This is a genomic window from Mesorhizobium sp. LNJC405B00 (assembly GCF_000502615.1).
In the GTDB taxonomy this organism is placed as follows: domain Bacteria; phylum Pseudomonadota; class Alphaproteobacteria; order Rhizobiales; family Rhizobiaceae; genus Mesorhizobium.
In genome coordinates this window covers 1-17,765 of sequence record NZ_AYWC01000027.1, presented here as the reverse complement: position 1 = coordinate 17,765, position 17,765 = coordinate 1, and the positions used below count along the sequence as shown (strand labels likewise).

Below are 17,765 nucleotides of genomic sequence, written 5' to 3'. Positions count from 1 at the left end.
ATTCGCAGCCCCGTTTTCCTCCCTGCACTGCGCGCCCTCCGCGTCGCGGTCCCTGTCTGCGTGCGGGTTTCGAAATGAGCGGCTCCGTCGTCCTGCTGCATCTGGCGGGCGCGGTGGCGCTGATGTTGTTTGCCACCCGCATGGTCAAGACAGGCGTCGAGCGCGCCTATGGCGACGTGCTGCGTCACCGGCTGCGCTCCACCATGCGCAATCCGATCATGGCGGTGCTGGCCGGCTGCGGCCTGTCCATCGCGCTGCAGAGCTCGACCGCCGTCACGCTTCTCGTCGGCTCCTTCGCCGGCGCCGGCATCGTCTCGGGCATGTCGGGCCAATTGGCGGTGCGCGGCGCCGAGATCGGCTCGGCGCTGGTGGTCAAGCTCTTGACCTTCGATCTGACCCTGCTGGTGCCGATCTGCCTCGTCGCCGGCACGGTCATGTTCATGGCCACCGAGCGGCGCGACTGGCGCCAGTTCGGCCGCATCCTGGTCGGCATCGGCCTTCTGGTACTGTCGCTGGAGATGATCGGCCAGGCCTCGGAGCCGCTGCGGCAGAGCACGCTGATGCCGCTCATCATCGAATATTTCTCCAGCGACCACGTCACCGCCTATCTGCTCGCCGCGCTCGTTACCTGGTTGTTCCATTCCTCGATCGCCGCGGTTCTCTTGATGGTCACGCTGGCCGGCCGCGGCTTCATCCCGCCCGAACTCGGCATCGTGCTGGTGCTCGGCGTCAATCTCGGCTCGTCGATCATCGCGCCGCTGCTCACCCGAAGTGCCGAACCTGGCGTGCGCGTCGTGCCGATCGGCAATCTGTTGATGCGCGGCATGGGCTCGCTGGTGATGCTGATCCTGTTCATGACGCTGAAGCCACCGGTCGCCTTCCTCGGCGCCACCGTGCCCGACCAGATCGTCAACGCCCACATCCTGTTCAATGTGCTGATCCTGCTCGCCGGCCTGCCGCTTGCCAGCCTGATCTATCGTGCCTCTGAGAAGATCGTGGCAATGGGCACCAAGCCGGCGCCTGCTACAGAGCTCGATGTGGTCGAACTCTCCGCCCTCAACGACGGCGCGCTCGACGTTCCGAGCCAGGCGCTGGCCAACGCCACCCGCGAGGTGGTGCGCGTCTGCGAGACGGTCGAGATCATGCTCAAGCGCATCATCGAGCTGTATGAAAGCGCCGACGGCGACAAGATCAAGGCGCTGGCCGCCCTTGACGACCGCGTCGACAGGAAGCACGCGGCGATCAAGCTCTATCTGGCCAAATTGACCAGGAACTCGCTCACAGAGGACGAGGCGCTGCGCTGCCAGGAGCTGATAGGCGCCTGCGTCAAGCTCGAGCAGGTCGGCGACATCATCGTGCGCAACATGCTGGTGCATGTGAAGAAGAAGTTCGAGCGCGGGCTGGAGTTCACGACCGAGGGCTGGAGCGAGCTGCTCGCCTTCCACACCTCGGTGCTGGCCAATGCCAGGCTTGCCTTCAACGTGCTGGTGTCGCGCGACCCTGAGACTGCCCGCCAGTTGGTGCTGGAAAAGGACCGGCTGCGCGACCGCGAAAAGGAAACCAGCGCCAGCCATTTCGTGCGCCTGCGCGACGGCACCGCCAAGAGCGTCGAGACAAGTTCCATCCACCTCGACACCATCCGCGACCTGAAGCAGATCAACTCGCTGCTGGCGTCGATGGCCTACCCGGTGCTGGAAGAGCGCGGCCTGCTCGGCGGCTCCAGGTTGAAGGCGAGCTGATCAAGAAAACCTAAACCGGCCGCAAAAATTTCTGCATTGCCGGCAAGCGCCATCCATGATTTGAGGCCAACTCATTCAAGGATCGCTTCCGCGCCATGCTTCCGCTCATTGCCCTGTTCATCGCCGCCTTCGCTTTCGGCACCACCGAATTCGTCATTGCCGGCGTGCTGCCGCAAGTGGCCGACGGCCTTAGCGTTTCGATCCCGACCTCCGGCTATCTCGTCTCAGGCTATGCCGGCGGCATCGCGATTGGCGGGCCATTGCTGGCGCTCGCCACCAAGGGCATTTCCCGCAAGACGCTGCTACTTTGCCTGACCGTCGCCTTCACCATCGGCCAGGCCGCTTGCGCGCTGGCGCCCGATTTTGCCTCGATGCTGCTCTTGCGCATTGCGGTCGCCGTCGCACACGGCGCCTATTTCGGAGTCGCCATGGTGGTGGCTGTCGGCCTCGTGCCCGAGGACAAGCGCGGCATGGCCGTGGCTGTGATCCTCTCCGGCCTCACAGTATCCAATGTCATCGGCGTGCCGGCCGGCACCGCAATCGGCAATCTCTGGGGCTGGCGCGCCACCTTCTGGGTGATGTGCGCGCTGGGCGTGGTGGCGTTTGCCGCCATGGCTGCGCTTTTGCCGCGCACGACAGGCGCATCAAGGCCATCCGCCAGTCTTGGCAGCGAGGTTCGCGTGCTGGCGCGCCAGCAAGTCTGGACCTCGCTGATCCTGATGCTGACGTTGATGATCGGCCAGTTCGGCCTGTTCACCTACATCACCCCGACACTGCTTGAGGTGACCCATCTCGACGAGAGCCTGATCCCCTGGGTGCTGCTGCTCAACGGCGTCGGCGCCACGGTCGGCGTCTTTCTCGGCGGCAAGCTTTCCGATTGGAAGCTGATGCCGTCGCTGATCACCATGCTTGCGCTGCAGGCGGTGATGTTGGGCGTGATCTATGCCGTCAGCCCCTACCCCGTGCCGATGGTCATCGCCATCGTTATCTGGGGTGGCCTCAACTTCGCCATAGGCACGCCGATCCAGACCCGCATCCTGGCCTGGACGGCGGACGCCTCCAACCTCGCCTCCTCGCTCATCCCCTCCGGCTTCAATGTCGGCATCGCGCTCGCCGCGTCGCTGGGCGCGGCCATGCTCAATGCCGGCTACGGCTTTCGCAGCCTGCCGGTTGTGGGCGCTGCCGCCATGCTGGTGGCGGTGGTGGTGGCACTTGCCTCCTACATCTGGGAGGGGCGCAGCCGGGCAGCGCCGCCGCTGCCGGCAGCGGCCGAATAGCGTCGGACTACAAATCGATCCGGAACAACAAACTCTCGGCGCCGCCATACGCGGCGTCCTTGATGAACGGACCGACCACACGGCCGCCATTGGCCAGCACCACCTTCTGCGAGGCCGGATTGTCGAGGTCGGTGGTGATCTCGACATATGGCAAACCAACAGCCCTCGCCTCGTCCAGCATCAGCCGCAGCGCCTCGGTCGCATAGCCTCGTCCGCGCTTCCACGGCGCCACGGCATAGCCGATATGGCCGAGCACATGCGACGGCAGCGCGGCCGTACCGGGCTGCCAGCGAAAGCCGATCGAGCCGGCGGCCTCGCCGTCCCAGATCCAGCGCCGGAAGCCGGGCAGCCGCGGCACTGTCGTGCCATTAGGCAAGGTAATCGGGCCTCCTTTGGCCTCGGGATCGTCGAGGCTGGCAAGGAACGCCGCAGGATCCTCGTCGATCGCCGCAAGTTGCTCGCGCGTCGCTTCCATCAGCCGGACATTGTCCGGCGACCAGCCACGCTCGAGCGCCGCCTTGTAGGAGGGCAGATGTTCGAGCGTGGGTTTGACGATTTCGATTATGGTGGGGCTCTCCGGCAGGTCAAGGCTTGGCTCGCTTAAGCCGGTGCGGACCGTTTCTTGCCCAGAGGTAATGCCCCCCTGCTCTCCTTCGCCATTGAAGCGGTGTCGGCTCCTAGTGCAGCAGGCCTTTGACGATGCCGCTGGCCTTGCCGAAATCCATCTGGCCGGCATATTTCTGCTTCAGCGCGGCGATCACCTTGCCCATGTCCTTTTGGCTGGCGGCACCGGTCGCAGCGATCGCCTCGCGCGCCGCAGCTGTTACGGCGGCGTCATCCAGCTGCGTCGGCAGGAAGCCGCGGATGATCTCCATCTCGCCACGCTCCTGCGCGGCCAGATCCGGGCGCTTGCCGTCCTCGAACGCCTTGGCCGATTCCTCGCGCTGCTTCACCATCTTGGCCAGGATCTGCAGGATCTCCTCGTCGCTGGCGGGGTCCTTGGCCGAGCCGCGATTGGCGATGTCGCGGTCGTGGATGGCGGCCTGGATCAGCCTGAGCGTCGGCAGCCGGTGCTTGTCCTGCGCCTTCATCGCGCTTTTCAGGGATTCGGCGATTTTTGCGCGCATGATGCTTTCTCCTTCGAACGGCGCGGACAATAACCGCGGCCCATCCGCAAAGCAAACGCGCCAAAGCCCTGATATCGTTCGACGAAACAAATGCTCGCCGTTTTTGGCACGGGCATCATTGACCGCTCTGGCGCCTTCCCCTATGTACTCGGCCTTGCACAAGACAAAGAATTGATGCGCGCAGGCTCGAGAGATCGGCCGCGCCGTTTGCTGCGCAGATGGCCCGCCATCGAAGCGCGCAGCGTGACAGGAGCGTCGCCATGGCCGAGATGACCCCCGAACTGACCCCGCCTTGGGCAACCGAAAAGCCGACCGCCCTTCTGGTGCTGGCCGACGGCACCGTCATCGAGGGTCGCGGCCTCGGCGCCACCGGTTCCGCCGTTGCCGAAGTCTGCTTCAACACCGCGCTCACCGGCTACCAGGAAATTCTCACCGACCCGTCCTATGCCGGCCAGATCGTCACCTTCACCTTCCCGCATATCGGCAACATCGGCACCAATGACGAGGACATCGAGGACTTGAACCCGGTCGCCCGTGCCGGCGCCGTTGGCGCGGTGTTCAAGGCCGATGTCACCAACCCGTCCAACTACCGCGCCGACACCGGGCTGGACCAGTGGCTGAAGAAGCGCGGCATCGTCGCGCTGTCGGGCATCGACACCCGGGCGCTGACCGCGCTGATCCGCGAAAAGGGCATGCCCAATGCCGTCATTGCGCACGCGCCCGACGGCATCTTCGACCTCGACGATTTGAAGCGGCGGGCCGCCGCCTGGTCGGGCCTGATCGGGCTTGACCTCGCCAAGGAAGTCACCTCCGGCCAGTCCTCGGTCTGGCGTGGAACGCCCTGGGTGTGGAACGAAGGCTTTGGCGAACAGGCCGAGCCGTCGATGCACGTCGTCGCCATCGACTACGGCGTCAAGCGTAACATCCTTCGCCTGCTTTCCGGCCTCGGCGCCAAGGTCACCGTGGTTCCGGCCGGTACCGGTTCGGAAGAAATCCTGGCCATGCAGCCCGACGGCATCTTCCTCTCCAACGGCCCCGGCGACCCGGAAGCCACCGGCGACTACGCGGTGCCGGTCATCCAGGACCTGCTCAAGACCGATATTCCGGTGTTCGGCATCTGCCTCGGCCACCAGATGCTGGCCCTGGCGCTGGGCGGCAAGACCGCCAAGATGCACCAGGGCCATCACGGCGCCAACCACCCCGTCAAGGATCATACCACCGGCAAGGTCGAGATCGTCTCGATGAACCACGGCTTTGCCGTCGATGCCGACTCCTTGCCCGAGGGCGTCGAGGAAACCCATGTCTCGCTGTTCGATGGCTCGAACTGCGGCATCGCGCTGACCGGACGTCCGGTGTTCTCGGTCCAGCACCACCCCGAGGCCTCGCCCGGCCCGCAGGACTCGCACTATCTGTTCCGCCGCTTCGTCAACCTGATCCGCGAAAAGCGCGGCGAGGAACTGCTGGCCGAACGGGCCTGAGCCCTCTGTGTAGCAGCGATAATATCGCTTAGCCTCGAGCGATAAATCTGCGATATTGCGCGAGTGAAGACGATCATCCTCTCGGTGTCGGCAGCTCGCGATCTCGACAACCTGCCGGCCGATGTCCGCGAGCAGGTCTCTGAGGGTTTGAACACTTATGCCATCAGCGGGCGTGGGGATGTAGAACGTCTTGCCGGCCGAGACGGTTACAGACTTCGGATCGGTTGCTACCGCGTTATATTGATGAAGATCGCACGACAATCCTCGCGATCTACATCGGCAAGCGCGAAACGACGACCTACAGCCGGCCATAGGACAGCACATCATGAACGCTCCGCAAATCATAAGGACTTCAACCGGGGAAGAACTGGTCGTCATCCCGAAGGCTGACTACGAGGCATTGCTGCATGCCGCCGAAGAAGCCAGAGAAGACGCTGCGGATGTGGCGATCTACGATGAGCGGAAGGCCGAGTTCAAAACGGAAAAGCCTCTGCCCGCCGAGGTGACCATGGATATTTTGCGAGGTTCCAGCCGGCTCAAGGCGCTGCGCAACTGGCGCAAGCTGACGCAGGGCGAGTTCGCTGATGCCATCGGTGTCAGCCAGGGCTTCCTGTCGGACCTTGAATCCAATCGCCGCAAGCCATCGGCGCAAACCAGCACCATGCTGTCGAAGGCATTGGACGTGCCCAGCGAATGGATCGAAGCCTAGTATCTAACCTTACGCCACCGGCCGGCCTTCGCTGGCCTCCAGTATGGCAAACCATTGCTGGCGGTCGAGGTCGATCTCCAGCGCCTTGACCATGGCGGCCAGCCGCTCGGGCTTCATCGTGCCCAGCACCGGCGCCAGCCGCGCCGGATGACGCAGCAGCCAGGCGATGGCGACGGCGGCGAGATCGCCGGCGCCGATCTCGGCAGCCACCGCCGCGATTGCCGCCCTGACCCGCGCCTCGCCCTTCCTTGCCGGTGAACAGCAAGCCGCCGCCGAGCGGCGACCAGATCATCGGCGCATAGCCGAGGCGTTGCGCGTGATCGAGGCTGCCATCCACCAGCGCATTGGTTTTCAGCACCGACATCTCGATCTGGTTGGTGGCCAAGGCAAACGGCAGCCGCGAAGCCAGAAGGTCGAACTGCGACGGCGTGAAATTGGAGACCCCGACCGCTCTCACCTTGCCCGACTTGACCAGCCCGGCAAGGGCCGCCGCCGTCTCGTCGGCATCCATCAGCGGATCCGGCCGGTGCAGCAGCAACAGGTCGAGATAGTCGGTGCCGAGATTGGCGAGCGAACGGTCGACCGAGGCGGCAATGTGGGCCGCACTGGTGTCGTAATGCTTCAGCCGGTTCTGAGGCCGGTTGGCCGATGCCAGAATGATGTCGCATTTCGAGATCAGCTCGATGCTGTCGCGCTTGCCCTTCCAGCGCGACAAGCCGGCGCCAAAGGCAGCTTCCACCTGGTAATGCCCGTAAATATCGGCATGGTCGAAGCTGGTAAGGCCGAGATCGACCGCAGTGCCGATCAGCCGCGCGATCTGGTCGGCGTCCGGGCGCGCGGCGCTGTCGAGCAGGCGCCAGGCGCCGAACACCAGCCGCGACAGCGACAAACCGTCCTTGGTCAGCTCTATGCGGCTGTCATGGCTCATATCTGGGCTCCATCTTCCGCAGCGCCGGTGGCAACGCTTCTCACCGCCGTCGGCCTCGCAACTTTCGTCACAAAGACAATGACCGCAAGCGTCAGGAAGCACGCGCCAACCAGATAGGGGGCGCCGCCGAACACTACGGGCGCATTCGGTCCGGTGAACCAGGAAAAGATCGCGGTGTAGAGCAGCGGCGTGATGATCGAGGTGATCGAGAAGATCGACGTCATCGCACCCTGCAATTCGCCTTGCGCCGATGGCGGCACCTTGGCGGCGGCAAGGCTTCTCAGCGGCGGATCGGCAAGTGCTTCGAGGCAGCCGACGACGATCACCGCATAGATCATCCAGCCTTGCGAGGCGAAGGCGTAGCCGAAGGCGCTGGCCGCCGTGAATGTCAGGCCGATCACCGCCGTCTTCCACTCGCCAAGTTTGGGGATCACGCGTGGCAGCACCGTCGCCATGACGATCGCCCCACACAGGCCGAAGGCGCCGAGCGAGAAGCCGATCTGCTGCTCGCTCCAGCCATAACGATAATTGGACACGAACGACCACACCGCAGGATACATCATGTGGCCGAGCGTCATCAGGAAGAAGGCGAGCCCGATCCAGCCGATGCCCTGATATTGGCGCATCTGCAGCAGCGTGCCGACCGGGTTGGCGCGTTTCCACTCGAAGCGGCGGCGGTGCTTTTCATCGAGCGTTTCAGGCAGGAAGAACATGGCGATGAGGAAGTTCACGAAGGCAAGCCCGGCGGCAAAGTAAAACGGCACTCGCGGCCCGAACGTGCCGAGCAGCCCGCCCAGCACCGGCCCAATGACGAAGCCGACGCCGAAGGCGATGCCGAGCAGACCGAAATTCTTCGCCCGGTTGGCGTCGTTCGAGATGTCGGCAATGAAGGCCGACGTCGTCGAATAGCTGGCGCCCGAAACGCCGGCCAGCACGCGGCCGATGAACAGCATCGGATAGGACCAGGCGATGGCGCAGATCAGATTGTCGATCGAGAATGTAAGCACCGAGGCAAGCAGGATCGGCCGCCGCCCGAAGCGGTCGCTCAATCCACCCATGATTGGCGCGAAGAAGAACTGCATCGCCGCATAGACGAAGAACAGCCAGCCGCCTTCGATCGCCGCTTCGCTGATGCCGACGCCGGAAAGCTCCCTGAGAAAGGCCGGCAACACCGGCATGATCATGCCGAAGCCGATAATGTCGAGCAGCAGCGTGGTGAAGACGAGCGCAAGGCCCCGCCTGGCGGTTTTGGGGTCGATCCATGATGGCGTCTGCTCCCTGGGACCGCCCTTGGGCGGGCGCCCGTTATAGGCGAGGCGCCACTTTGGAACAATAGGAGAACGCCTCAGGCGTTCTCCTCCTGACATCTGTTGCCGGTGGTGAATCGGCCCGCCGACGGATGCGCTTTGGACCGCGGTCGGCTGGAACTTGCGAGCGCCTCAAACCGGACCGGTCAGCGTGTTGCAATCCGACAGCTTGCCGCTCTTGTAGCCGCGCGCCAGCCAGGTCTGCCTTTGCTGCGACGTCCCGTGGTTGAAGCTTTCCGGAACGACATAGCCCTGCATCTTCTTCTGCAGCGTATCGTCGCCGATCTGCTTGGCGGCGTTGAGCGCCTCTTCGATGTCGCCCTGTTCCAGAATGCCCTTCTGCGCGGTGAAATGCGCCCAAACGCCGGCGAAGCAGTCGGCCTGCAGCTCGATGCGCACCGACATCTGGTTGGCTTCCGCCTCACCCATCGACTGCCGCATCTGGTTGAACTTGGGCAGGATGCCGGTGAGGTTCTGCACATGGTGACCGACTTCATGGGCGATCACATATGCCTGGGCGAAATCCCCCGAGGCGCCGAACTGCTGGTCGAGCTGCTGGAAGAAGGTGGTGTCGAGGTAGACCTTGTGGTCGCCGGGACAATAGAACGGTCCGGCTGCCGTCGAGGCGGAGCCGCAGGCCGAGCGGATCTGACCGCTGAACAGCACAAGCTTCGGGTCCTCGTATTTCAGGCCCTGCGACTGGAAGATGCCGGTCCAGGTCTCTTCGGTCTCGGCCAGCACGGTCGCCACGAACTGCTTCATCTCGTCGGAAGCAGGCGTGCCGGCGCCGTCGTCCTGGCCGCCGCTGTTGTCGGTAATCTGGCCACCGCCACCCGGCAGCACGCCGCCGCCGTCGCCGCTGCCCAGGATCTGCGACGGGTCGAAGCCGAAATACCATCCGGCCAGCACCACGAGGACGACCAGCAATATGCTGCCGCCGCCGCCGGTGCGGCCGCCGATCGGGATGCGGAACTGGCCAGGGCTGCCGCCGCCGAAACCACCACCGCCGCCGCTGTCGCTGCGCTCGTCCTCGACATTGTCACTCTGACGGCGGCCCTTCCAGAGCATGGCAACTCCCCGTATGCAAATTTCGGCTGGCTTGGCCGATGTCGTGGCCCAGTCCGACCCAACAGACAATTATCGCAATGGTTGCGCCAAGTCACAGTATTTTTCGTGGCAGCGGCATCGCACGTTCGCACTCTGGTCGAGGCGGCATGCGCGCTGTAGCATCCGGTTCGAACGGGGGTGTCGGGGACTTGCGGACAATCGGTCGATTTCTGCTGCTGGCGGTGGTGCTATGCCTCGGCCCGTCGCCGGCGCGCGCCGTGACGCTCGATTCCAGCGTCGCCGTAACCGATCCCGAGACATTGCAGGCGCTTGAGCGTGGCGGCCTCTCGATCAGCCGCCTGCTCGGCCCGGCGCTGGGTCTCACGCGCGAGGTCGACAATCGGGGCCTGTTTTCGGTGCGCGCGCTGACCCCTGTCCGCAACGCCGTAAAGCAGGAGATCGCCGACGAGCCTGCCAATAGCCCCGATCCTTACGTCGCGGCCATGGCCAAGTCGAAGGACACCAGCCAGAAATTCAACCCGAAATACATCGACGATGACGGCTCGACGCTCGACCTGACCGGCGTCGTGAACCGCATGGACCGCGGCTATCTCGGCCACACCGAATGCGGCGAGATCAGGCTGATCTACCGCTTCCACTATTCGGTCGCGGAAAAGCCGGCGAATGGAAAGACAGCGCAACGCATCTCGTCGCGGCTGCCGCTGACCATGAGTCTGGTCTTCAACGCCAGGCCCGGTGAGGCTCACGCCCGCGCTTCGAGAGACCGTCCAAGCGCCACCGCCGTTTCCTGTGCCGAAATCGCCAAGCGCTGGCTCGCCGCCGGCCAGAAGAACCTTGCGCCCGAGCAACTGGCAGCCTGGCTGCGCTCCGACGAAGGGCCGCTCTCCAACGCCATGCTGAATTCGTCGCAGATCATGCGACTTGAGCTGAACATGCAGGTTCTCCGGCTGTCGGCCTCGAGCCGCCGCGACTTCGGTGGCCACGCCGAATATCTCCTCAAGATTTTCAAATGGGACCCAACGACGTCCACCTTCCAGGAATCGAAGATGGAGAACCAGATCGACCGGAAAGTGGTTCTGGCCGACCGGCCGGCCTTCGCCAAATGGCTGCTCACCGACCGCAACCTCTACGACCTCGATCGCGGCCGGCTGGTCATCGACGACAAATTCCTGGCGACCAGCGCCGTCTCGGTCGCACCCGGCGGCATGGCCAGGTCGCAAAACAATATCGCCTATGGGCTGCTCGACGATGCCGACATCGACAAGGCACTGCAGGACTATGTCGCCAAGGGCAACGAGCTGCGCAGCGTGAAATCGGTGGCCGGCTTCAATCTGCGTCTCAACGAAATGACCTGCACCGGCTGCCACCAGACGCACGGCATTGCCGGCTTCCATTACACCGGCGCCGATCCGGCCAGCGAGCCGCGCCGCAACGCCGTCTTCGTCCCCGGCTCGGCGGTGTTCTTCGCCGACCTGCCGCGCCGCCGCGCCATCGTCGAGGACTTCGCCGCCGGCGGCCATCCGGATTTCTCACGCGGCTTCGCCGCCCGTCCGGACGCCAAACTCGCCGAAGCGCTGAAAGGCACCGATCTCTACAATGGCTGGGGCTCGATCTGCTACAGCGGCAAGGATGCCAGCTTCAAGGACTGGAACTGCGGCGAAAGCCTGCGCTGCGCCGGCGTCCATGAAAGCGACATCCATCCGGGCTTCGGCACCTGCGTCAGCGAGGCGGCCACCGCAGTCGGCGACCCCGTCGAGTTCGGCGAGATCAAGATGTCGAGCTGGGGCAGCGACAAATATTGCCGCCTGTCGCCGGCCACCGCAAAAGCCTGCGCCATCGATCCGGCGCGCGACAAGAAACCGGTAATCAAGCTCGCCGGCTATGGCGCGGCGCGCCAACGCTATGACAACCCCGAGCAGAAGACCGGTGGCTTTCCCGGGGGCATGCTGCGCAAGGCAAGCTGCGACAAGCTTCCCGACGAGGCGACTTGCGGCCGCCTGGCCAAGACCGGTTTCAACGACTGCGTCGCGTCGGGCAAGGACCACAAATTCTGCACCAAGGAATTCACCAAGACCGCCGGCCTGCGCGCCTGCGACAAGGCGCATCCCTGCCGCGAGGACTATATCTGCACCGCCGGCTACGACGATCTGGCCGCAGCCAAGCCTGGCAAGGGCTCCTGCATTCCGCCCTATTTCATATTCCAGTTCCGCGTCGACGGCCATCCGCGCAGTTGGGTGCAGGACACCGAGGAATGAGCGGCAGGTTGCCGCTTGCGAACAGAACTCAGATCTTCTGCTTGGTGCCGGCGCTTTTGCCGTCCGAGCTTTTGGAGCGTTCCTCGAAACGCGCGGCGCCCTTTTTCAGCGCATGGCCGGTTTCGACCTCGGTCTTGCGTTCGTCCTTTGCCGCTGCCTGCCTCAAACCCTCGGCCGCCTGCTTGCCCTTCGCGGTCGGTGCCTGTTCGACGCCCATGTTTTCCTCCTTGGCGCGCAACAATCACGCGCAACGTCAGGAGCAACGAGCCTGACGTGCGGAGGTTCCAGTGGTGCGGCCCCGGCACCCCTCAGCGCGGCGCGATCATCGCCTTGCGAAAGGCTTCCAGCGTCTCGGCGCTGACATGATGCTCGATGCCCTCGGCATCGATGCGCGCCGTCTCGGCGCTGACACCGAGCGAACGCAAAAACGCTTCTACCGTCTGGTGGCGGATGCGGCTCTCTTCCGCCACCTTGCGCCCGGCGTCGGTCAGGAACACACCGCGATAGGGTTTTCTGGAAACGAGCCCGTCGGCGCACAGCCTGGTCAGCATCTTGGCCACCGTCGGCTGGGCGACACCCAGCCGCGCAGCAATATCGACCTGACGCGCCTCATTGCCGTCCTCGATCAGGTCGGCGATCAGCTCGACATAATCCTCGACCAGCGCGCCGCGGCGCGCTTCGCGCTGCTGCCGGAACCCTTTCGAATGAATCTCGGCGTCCGGCAGCGGCTCCTCGCGTCCAACCGGTCTGTGCTTCAGCGCCAACACGCGCTCCTTCCTATCTTTTGACAAGAATCGGCTTTGGGCAAAGCAATCGCCCTTTGCCATTCATAGCACGGGCTTAACTGTTCCAGCCGTTTATTTCCATTCCATGGCAGCGCAACCGGCGTTTGCGATCCCCTGCCGGCCTGCCGGTCGGCGCAACAGGAAGCACATACAATGAAATATAGCCTATTGCATAATGTTGAGCCCTGGCATAGATAGGATGACGTCAACCGATCCACCCAGTGGAAAGCCCTCCATGTCCGAAGCTGACGCTACCTTGGGATCATCCTGGCGATTTGACAGGCCGGAGGACAATCCTCCCAGCCTGCGCGAGGTGAACTCCACGATCGCGGTGCCACAGTCCGGCGTCTGGTTCCGTCGCCTGTTCGCCTTCATGGGACCGGGCTACATGGTCTCGGTCGGCTATATGGATCCGGGCAACTGGGCCACCGACCTCGCCGGCGGCGCCCAGTTCGGCTACACGCTATTGTTCATCATCATGCTGTCCAACCTGATGGCGATCCTGCTGCAGGCGCTTGCCGCCCGGCTTGGCATCGCCACCGGCCGCGACCTCGCCCAGGCNTCCTGCTGCAGGCGCTTGCCGCCCGGCTTGGCATCGCCACCGGCCGCGACCTCGCCCAGGCCTGCCGCGCCTATTATCCGCGTCCCGTCAGTTTGGTGCTGTGGATCGCCTGCGAACTCGCCATCATCGCCTGCGACCTCGCCGAGGTGATCGGCACGGCGATCGCGCTGCAGCTTCTGTTCGGCATTCCGCTGATCGGCGGCGCGTTGCTGACGGCGCTCGACGCCTTCATCGTGCTGCTCTTGATGAACAAGGGTTTCCGCTATCTTGAAGCCTTCGTCATCGCGCTTCTGATCATCATCTTCGGCTGTTTCGCCATCCAGATCTTTGCCGCTGCCCCTCCGGTCGGCTCGATCCTGCATTCGATGTTCGTGCCGTCGACGGAGATCGTCACCAATCCGGCGATGCTATACATCGCCATCGGCATCATCGGCGCCACGGTGATGCCGCACAATCTCTACCTGCACTCCTCGATCGTACAGACACGCGCCTATGAACGGACCGAAAAAGGCAAGCGCGACGCCATTAAATGGGCGACGACGGACTCGACCATCGCGCTCGTCCTGGCGCTGTTCGTCAACGCCTCGATCCTGATCGTCTCGGCGGTGGCCTTCCATGGCACCGGCCATCAGGATGTCGCCGAGATCGGCCAGGCCTTCGAGCTCTTGTCGCCACTGCTCGGCCTCGGCATCGCCTCCATCCTGTTTGCGGTGGCGCTGCTGGCCTCCGGCCTCAACTCGACGGTTACGGCAACGCTTGCCGGCCAGATCGTCATGGAAGGCTTTTTGCGCCTGCGCATTCCGCAATGGGCGCGCCGGCTGCTGACGCGCGGCATCGCCATCGTCCCGGTGGTGGTCGTCACCGCGCTCTATGGCGAAAAGGGCACCGGCCAGTTGCTGGTCTTCAGCCAGGTGGTGCTGTCGATGCAGCTGCCCTTCGCGGTCATCCCGCTGGTGCAGTTCGTCTCCGACAAGAAGAAGATGGGCGACCTTGCCATTCCCCGTAGCGTGGCGGTCCTCGCCTGGGTGGTCGCGGCGGTCATCCTGGTGCTCAACTTCAAGCTGCTCTACGACACCGTCTTCGGCGTTGGCTGATTCTCATTCCCGACCGCGACAAACCGGCGGCTTGCGCTATCTTACCGGCCATCATGACAAGTGTCGAAGACGCCAGGAAATTTTACGCGCAGCTGATGGCGGGCAATGCCGGCTCGGCCGATCCGCGCCTCGAAGAGGCGTTCGCCACCGTTCCGCGCGAGGCCTTTCTCGGTCCCGGACCCTGGGCGGTAGTCGCCGGCAGGGCGCTCACCACCGGCAACGGCAAGATCATGACGCCGAGCGCCGATCCTGTTCACATCTATCAGGACGTGCTGGTGGCGCTCGATGCCGGCAAGGGCATCAACAATGGCGAACCCTCCCTGCACGCCATGTGGATAGGCAGGATCGCCCCCAGACCGGACGAGGCCGTCACCCATATCGGCGCCGGCACCGGCTACTACACCGCCTTGCTGGCCCGGCTGGTTTCGCCCGGCCCGGTGACCGCCTTCGAAATGGAGGCCGATCTTGCTGCCAGAGCGACAAAGAATCTCGAAACCTATGACAATGTAAGCGTCATCCAAGGCGATGCCGTCACCGGCGATGTGCCGCCGTCCGACATCATCTATGTCAATGCCGGTGTCGTCGCACCGCCGGCTGCCTGGCTGCGGGCGCTGAAAGCGGGCGGCCGCATGATCTTTCCCTGGCGTCCGTCTCAGGGCGTCGGCCTGGCCGTGATGGTAACCCGCACCGACAAGGGCTTTGCCTGCGACCCCTTCATGCGCTCGTGGTTCATCCCCTGCGTCGGCGCCTCGGCGGCCGGACCGGCGGCCAAAATCCCCGACCTCCAGAAGGCCGCGCGCAGCCGTTCGATCTGGCTGACATCAAACAGGGCGCCGGACCGGACCGCCACCGCCATCATCGGCGATGTCTGGTTTTCGTCGCAGGCGCTTGGCGGCGGGCGACGGCGGTAGGTACTCTTGTCGGCCGCAGCGTTTTTTTGCCAACGCCTGTCGGGCGGCCGCCGGCCTGTCCGTCCTTAGATCGAAATCCGGCCCTGACGGCGCGGATCCTGGAAAAGGAAAATCCAATGCGAAAGATCATCGCCGCTACCTTCGTCAGCCTCGACGGCGTCATGCAGGCGCCGGGCGGCCCGGAAGAAGACCCGGTTGGCGGCTTCGAGTTCGGCGGCTGGACGTTCCACTACTTCGACGAGGTGGCGGGCGTGGCCATGGAGGAATTGTTCTCCAAGCCCTTCGCCCTGCTGCTCGGCCGCAGAACCTACGACATCTTCGCCGCTTACTGGCCGTACCAGAAAGATGCCATCGGAGATGCCTTCAACCCTGCGACTAAATATGTGGCGACGCATCGGCCGGATTCGCTCACCTGGGAAAATACGCAATGGCTTGGAGAAGATATCGTCGCGGCGTTGCGCCGCCTCAAGAAGGAAGATGGGCCTGACCTGCTCATCCAGGGTTCGAGCGAGCTGATCCAGACTTTGCTCGCCAACGGGCTGATCGACGAGATCCGGTTGATGATCTTCCCGCTGCTGCTGGGCAAGGGCAAGCGGCTGTTCGATGGTGGTGCGATGCCCGCCGCTTTCAAGCTGGTCAAGTCGCAGGCTACCACCACCGGCGTCATCATGGCGACCTACGAACGCGGGGGTGAGGTCAAGGTCGGGTCGTTCGCTACGCAGAAGCCGTCAGAGGCCGAGCTCGAGCGGCGTAAGAACTGGAAGTAACAGGGACAGGCTTGGCACCTTTCCTCTCCCCCGATCGACGGGGGAGAGGAAATGCAAGTTCTGTCAAGCCGCCACAGCCCGCCGTGCCAACCCACCCCGGATATACCGCGCGAACTCCTGCGCTGCCGGCGCCGTGCCGTACTTCGGCAAATGCAGATTGATGGAAAAATTCGGCAGCGGCGGCAGCCCGGCATCAAAAGCCAGGATGTCAAGATCGGCAGGCACGGTGGAGGCCAGCCAGGCGGTGACGGCAAGGTCGGAGCGCACTGTCGCGGTCGTCGCGTCGATGTTGCCGTTCTCGAACACGGTGCGCCATTCCAGCCCGTGCTCGTTCAGCGCCGACAGCACCACCGGGCGGAAGGCGCAGGTGTCGGCGACGATCGACACCGGCAGCGGCCGCTTGGCGCGGGCGACGCCGCCCTTGGCCCCCACCCAGACCAGCCGGTCAATGGCCAGGCACTCACCGGCGGACGGGCCGACCGGTTCCTCGATGACCGCAAGGTCGATGGTGCCGGCTGCAAGAGCCGCGGCAAGGTCCGGCGAAGCCGCACAGAGCAGCGAAATCTCAACCTGCGGATAGGTCTCGGCATAGGCCTTCAGCACCGGCGCCAGCAAGGTGCCGACAAGGTCATAGGGAACACCGAGCCGCACCTGGCCGGCGGCCTCGGTGCCCGCCATCTCGGCCCAGATCTCGTCATTGAGGCCAAGCAACCGTTTGCCCTTACCGAACAGCCGCTCGCCGGGCCGCGTCAGCCGCAAGCCACGCCGGTCGCGCTCGAAGAGGCTGCAGCCCAGCGCCTCCTCCAGCCTTTTGATCTGCTGGCTGACGGCGCCTTGCGTCAGATGCAGCGCGTTCGCCGCCGCCGTCATGCTGGCCTTGTCGGCGACAGTGACGAAGGTGCGGATCAGCGCTGTGTCGAGGTTGCGGATCATGGTTGGCATTATATCTGCTAATGCCAACCATCGCAAACATTGCATTTACTGAATTATGCAGAAGTCTACCGTAGGGCCTTCGATGGAGGACGCCTCATGTTGCAGCCCATCTTTCCGCTCATCCTGTTTGCCTTCGTGGCCACCGTCACGCCGGGAATCGCCACCACCCTGTCGACTGCTTCAGGTGCGCAGTTCGGCTTTCGCCGTTCCGTTCCCCTATTGATCGGCAGCGCTGCCGGCCTCGCCACCGTGACCGCTGCTGCCGCCGCCGGGCTCGCCGGTCTGCTGCTGGCTATGCCTTCGCTGCAACTGGCGATGAAAATCATCGGCTCGCTCTATCTCATCTGGCTGGCAATCAAGATCGGCCGCGCCGGGCCGCCTAATCTCGATGTGGCGATGGCAAAACCCAACAGCTTCTTCGGCGGCGCCGGCATTCAATGGATGAACCCGAAGGGCTGGGCGATGGGACTGGGGGCGGCGGCCTCGTTCGCAGCCCTTGCCGACGGGCCGGGACAACTCGCGCTGCTGCTCGGCTCGACCTTCGGCCTCACCGCAGCCGTCTCGCTGTCGATCTGGTGCGTGGCGGGCATGGTGCTGGCACGGCTGCTCGAGACCGAATGGCAATGGCGCGCGCTCAACATCGTGCTGGCGCTGGTGCTGGCTGCATCGATCATACCGATGTGGCGGGGAGCGTAAACGCAGAGGTCGGCGCCAGTACCGCACCCGGACCTGCGGTCCGACCTCCCCACAAAGGCATAGGCGCTAAGATAGGTATTGCCCTGCGGAATCGGGTGTGATTCTACACTGCGATGACACACGAATCGC

General features: G+C 64.2%; 15 protein-coding genes and 2 pseudogenes. 9 read left to right on the top strand and 8 right to left on the bottom strand.

What is annotated here, in order from left to right; genetic code table 11:
• The first annotated feature begins 74 nt into the window (after positions 1 to 74).
• Together X756_RS138270 and X756_RS138275 are read left to right on the top strand one after the other, a co-directional pair.
• Entirely contained in the window at positions 75 to 1,739 is a 1,665-nt protein-coding gene (locus X756_RS138270) for a Na/Pi cotransporter family protein (protein WP_023731619.1), read from the top strand.
• Positions 1,740 to 1,834: 95 nt separating this feature from the next.
• Positions 1,835 to 3,016 carry an MFS transporter gene (locus tag X756_RS138275; protein ID WP_023731618.1) on the top strand — a complete coding sequence of 394 codons (1,182 nt, stop codon included), beginning with the start codon at positions 1,835 to 1,837 and terminating at the stop codon, positions 3,014 to 3,016.
• 7 nt (positions 3,017 to 3,023) lie between these two features.
• Here X756_RS138275 and X756_RS138280 read toward each other — a convergent pair whose 3' ends face one another.
• A complete protein-coding gene (locus tag X756_RS138280; RefSeq protein WP_023731617.1) occupies positions 3,024 to 3,581 on the bottom strand; it encodes a GNAT family N-acetyltransferase in 558 nt (185 codons plus the stop codon).
• 112 nt (positions 3,582 to 3,693) lie between these two features.
• Complete coding sequence (locus X756_RS138285; RefSeq protein ID WP_032999669.1) at positions 3,694 to 4,143, bottom strand: GatB/YqeY domain-containing protein; 450 nt, start codon at positions 4,141 to 4,143, stop codon at positions 3,694 to 3,696.
• 260 nt (positions 4,144 to 4,403) lie between these two features.
• Between X756_RS138285 and carA the strand changes: the two genes are divergently transcribed.
• The gene (gene carA, locus X756_RS138290) at positions 4,404 to 5,621 is read left to right on the top strand and encodes a glutamine-hydrolyzing carbamoyl-phosphate synthase small subunit (RefSeq protein ID WP_084569988.1); all 1,218 of its coding nucleotides are present in this window, start codon (positions 4,404 to 4,406) and stop codon (positions 5,619 to 5,621) included.
• 325 nt (positions 5,622 to 5,946) lie between these two features.
• Entirely contained in the window at positions 5,947 to 6,330 is a 384-nt protein-coding gene (locus X756_RS138295; RefSeq protein WP_023731614.1) for a helix-turn-helix transcriptional regulator, read from the top strand.
• 9 nt (positions 6,331 to 6,339) lie between these two features.
• Here the strand turns inward: X756_RS138295 and X756_RS02075 are convergent.
• The 3 genes and pseudogenes from X756_RS02075 to X756_RS138305 form a co-directional block, all read right to left on the bottom strand.
• Positions 6,340 to 7,258 (bottom strand): annotated as a pseudogene (locus X756_RS02075) (aldo/keto reductase).
• Positions 7,255 to 8,625, bottom strand: coding sequence for a TCR/Tet family MFS transporter (locus X756_RS138300; RefSeq protein WP_245264591.1), 1,371 nt, complete (start codon positions 8,623 to 8,625; stop codon positions 7,255 to 7,257). Before X756_RS138300 ends, X756_RS02075 begins: the two are co-directional and overlap by 4 nt.
• Positions 8,626 to 8,697: 72 nt before the next feature.
• A complete protein-coding gene (locus X756_RS138305) occupies positions 8,698 to 9,633 on the bottom strand; it encodes a neutral zinc metallopeptidase (protein WP_023672436.1) in 936 nt (311 codons plus the stop codon).
• A 146-nt stretch (positions 9,634 to 9,779) separates the two neighbouring features.
• On the opposite strand from X756_RS138305, the gene X756_RS138310 reads away from it, so the two are divergent.
• A complete protein-coding gene (locus tag X756_RS138310) occupies positions 9,780 to 11,888 on the top strand; it encodes a hypothetical protein (RefSeq protein ID WP_050589316.1) in 2,109 nt (702 codons plus the stop codon).
• Between the two features lie 28 nt (positions 11,889 to 11,916).
• Here the strand turns inward: X756_RS138310 and X756_RS138315 are convergent, their stop codons facing one another.
• Both X756_RS138315 and mntR read right to left on the bottom strand, forming a co-directional pair.
• Entirely contained in the window at positions 11,917 to 12,105 is a 189-nt protein-coding gene (locus tag X756_RS138315; RefSeq protein ID WP_023672434.1) for a hypothetical protein, read from the bottom strand.
• A gap of 91 nt (positions 12,106 to 12,196) precedes the next feature.
• Positions 12,197 to 12,652 (bottom strand): manganese-binding transcriptional regulator MntR, encoded by a 456-nt coding sequence (gene mntR / locus X756_RS138320; RefSeq protein ID WP_023672433.1) that lies wholly within the window; start codon positions 12,650 to 12,652, stop codon positions 12,197 to 12,199.
• 256 nt (positions 12,653 to 12,908) lie between these two features.
• On the opposite strand from mntR, the pseudogene X756_RS01000000166165 reads away from it, so the two are divergent.
• The 3 genes and pseudogenes from X756_RS01000000166165 (at position 12,909) to X756_RS138330 (ending at position 16,007) form a co-directional block, all read left to right on the top strand.
• Positions 12,909 to 14,329, top strand: a pseudogene (locus X756_RS01000000166165) (Nramp family divalent metal transporter).
• A 53-nt stretch (positions 14,330 to 14,382) separates the two neighbouring features.
• Complete coding sequence (locus X756_RS138325; protein ID WP_023731610.1) at positions 14,383 to 15,240, top strand: protein-L-isoaspartate O-methyltransferase; 858 nt, start codon at positions 14,383 to 14,385, stop codon at positions 15,238 to 15,240.
• Positions 15,241 to 15,356: 116 nt separating this feature from the next.
• Positions 15,357 to 16,007 carry a dihydrofolate reductase family protein gene (locus tag X756_RS138330; RefSeq protein WP_023731609.1) on the top strand — a complete coding sequence of 217 codons (651 nt, stop codon included), beginning with the start codon at positions 15,357 to 15,359 and terminating at the stop codon, positions 16,005 to 16,007.
• 63 nt (positions 16,008 to 16,070) lie between these two features.
• On the opposite strand, the gene X756_RS138335 is transcribed toward X756_RS138330, so the two are convergent.
• Positions 16,071 to 16,940, bottom strand: a complete 870-nt coding sequence (locus tag X756_RS138335; RefSeq protein WP_023731608.1) for a LysR substrate-binding domain-containing protein — start codon at positions 16,938 to 16,940, stop codon at positions 16,071 to 16,073.
• A 96-nt stretch (positions 16,941 to 17,036) separates the two neighbouring features.
• On the opposite strand from X756_RS138335, the gene X756_RS138340 reads away from it, so the two are divergent.
• Positions 17,037 to 17,636, top strand: a complete 600-nt coding sequence (locus X756_RS138340; RefSeq protein ID WP_023672428.1) for a LysE family translocator — start codon at positions 17,037 to 17,039, stop codon at positions 17,634 to 17,636.
• Positions 17,637 to 17,765 lie beyond the last annotated feature (129 nt).

Excerpts from the sequence above, each read along its gene's own strand:
- X756_RS138325 (WP_023731610.1), top strand. The coding sequence starts at position 14,383 with ATGACAAGTGTCGAAGACGCCAGGAAATTTTACGCGCAGCTGATGGCG.
- carA (WP_084569988.1), top strand. The coding sequence starts at position 4,404 with ATGGCCGAGATGACCCCCGAACTGACCCCGCCTTGGGCAACCGAAAAG.
- X756_RS138310 (WP_050589316.1), top strand. The coding sequence starts at position 9,780 with ATGCGCGCTGTAGCATCCGGTTCGAACGGGGGTGTCGGGGACTTGCGG.
- X756_RS138335 (WP_023731608.1), bottom strand. The coding sequence starts at position 16,940 with ATGATCCGCAACCTCGACACAGCGCTGATCCGCACCTTCGTCACTGTC.
- X756_RS138340 (WP_023672428.1), top strand. The coding sequence starts at position 17,037 with ATGTTGCAGCCCATCTTTCCGCTCATCCTGTTTGCCTTCGTGGCCACC.
- X756_RS138305 (WP_023672436.1), bottom strand. The coding sequence starts at position 9,633 with ATGCTCTGGAAGGGCCGCCGTCAGAGTGACAATGTCGAGGACGAGCGC.
- X756_RS138330 (WP_023731609.1), top strand. The coding sequence starts at position 15,357 with ATGCGAAAGATCATCGCCGCTACCTTCGTCAGCCTCGACGGCGTCATG.
- X756_RS138295 (WP_023731614.1), top strand. The coding sequence starts at position 5,947 with ATGAACGCTCCGCAAATCATAAGGACTTCAACCGGGGAAGAACTGGTC.
- X756_RS138300 (WP_245264591.1), bottom strand. The coding sequence starts at position 8,625 with ATGTCAGGAGGAGAACGCCTGAGGCGTTCTCCTATTGTTCCAAAGTGG.
- X756_RS138275 (WP_023731618.1), top strand. The coding sequence starts at position 1,835 with ATGCTTCCGCTCATTGCCCTGTTCATCGCCGCCTTCGCTTTCGGCACC.
- X756_RS138270 (WP_023731619.1), top strand. The coding sequence starts at position 75 with ATGAGCGGCTCCGTCGTCCTGCTGCATCTGGCGGGCGCGGTGGCGCTG.
- X756_RS138315 (WP_023672434.1), bottom strand. The coding sequence starts at position 12,105 with ATGGGCGTCGAACAGGCACCGACCGCGAAGGGCAAGCAGGCGGCCGAG.
- X756_RS138285 (WP_032999669.1), bottom strand. The coding sequence starts at position 4,143 with ATGCGCGCAAAAATCGCCGAATCCCTGAAAAGCGCGATGAAGGCGCAG.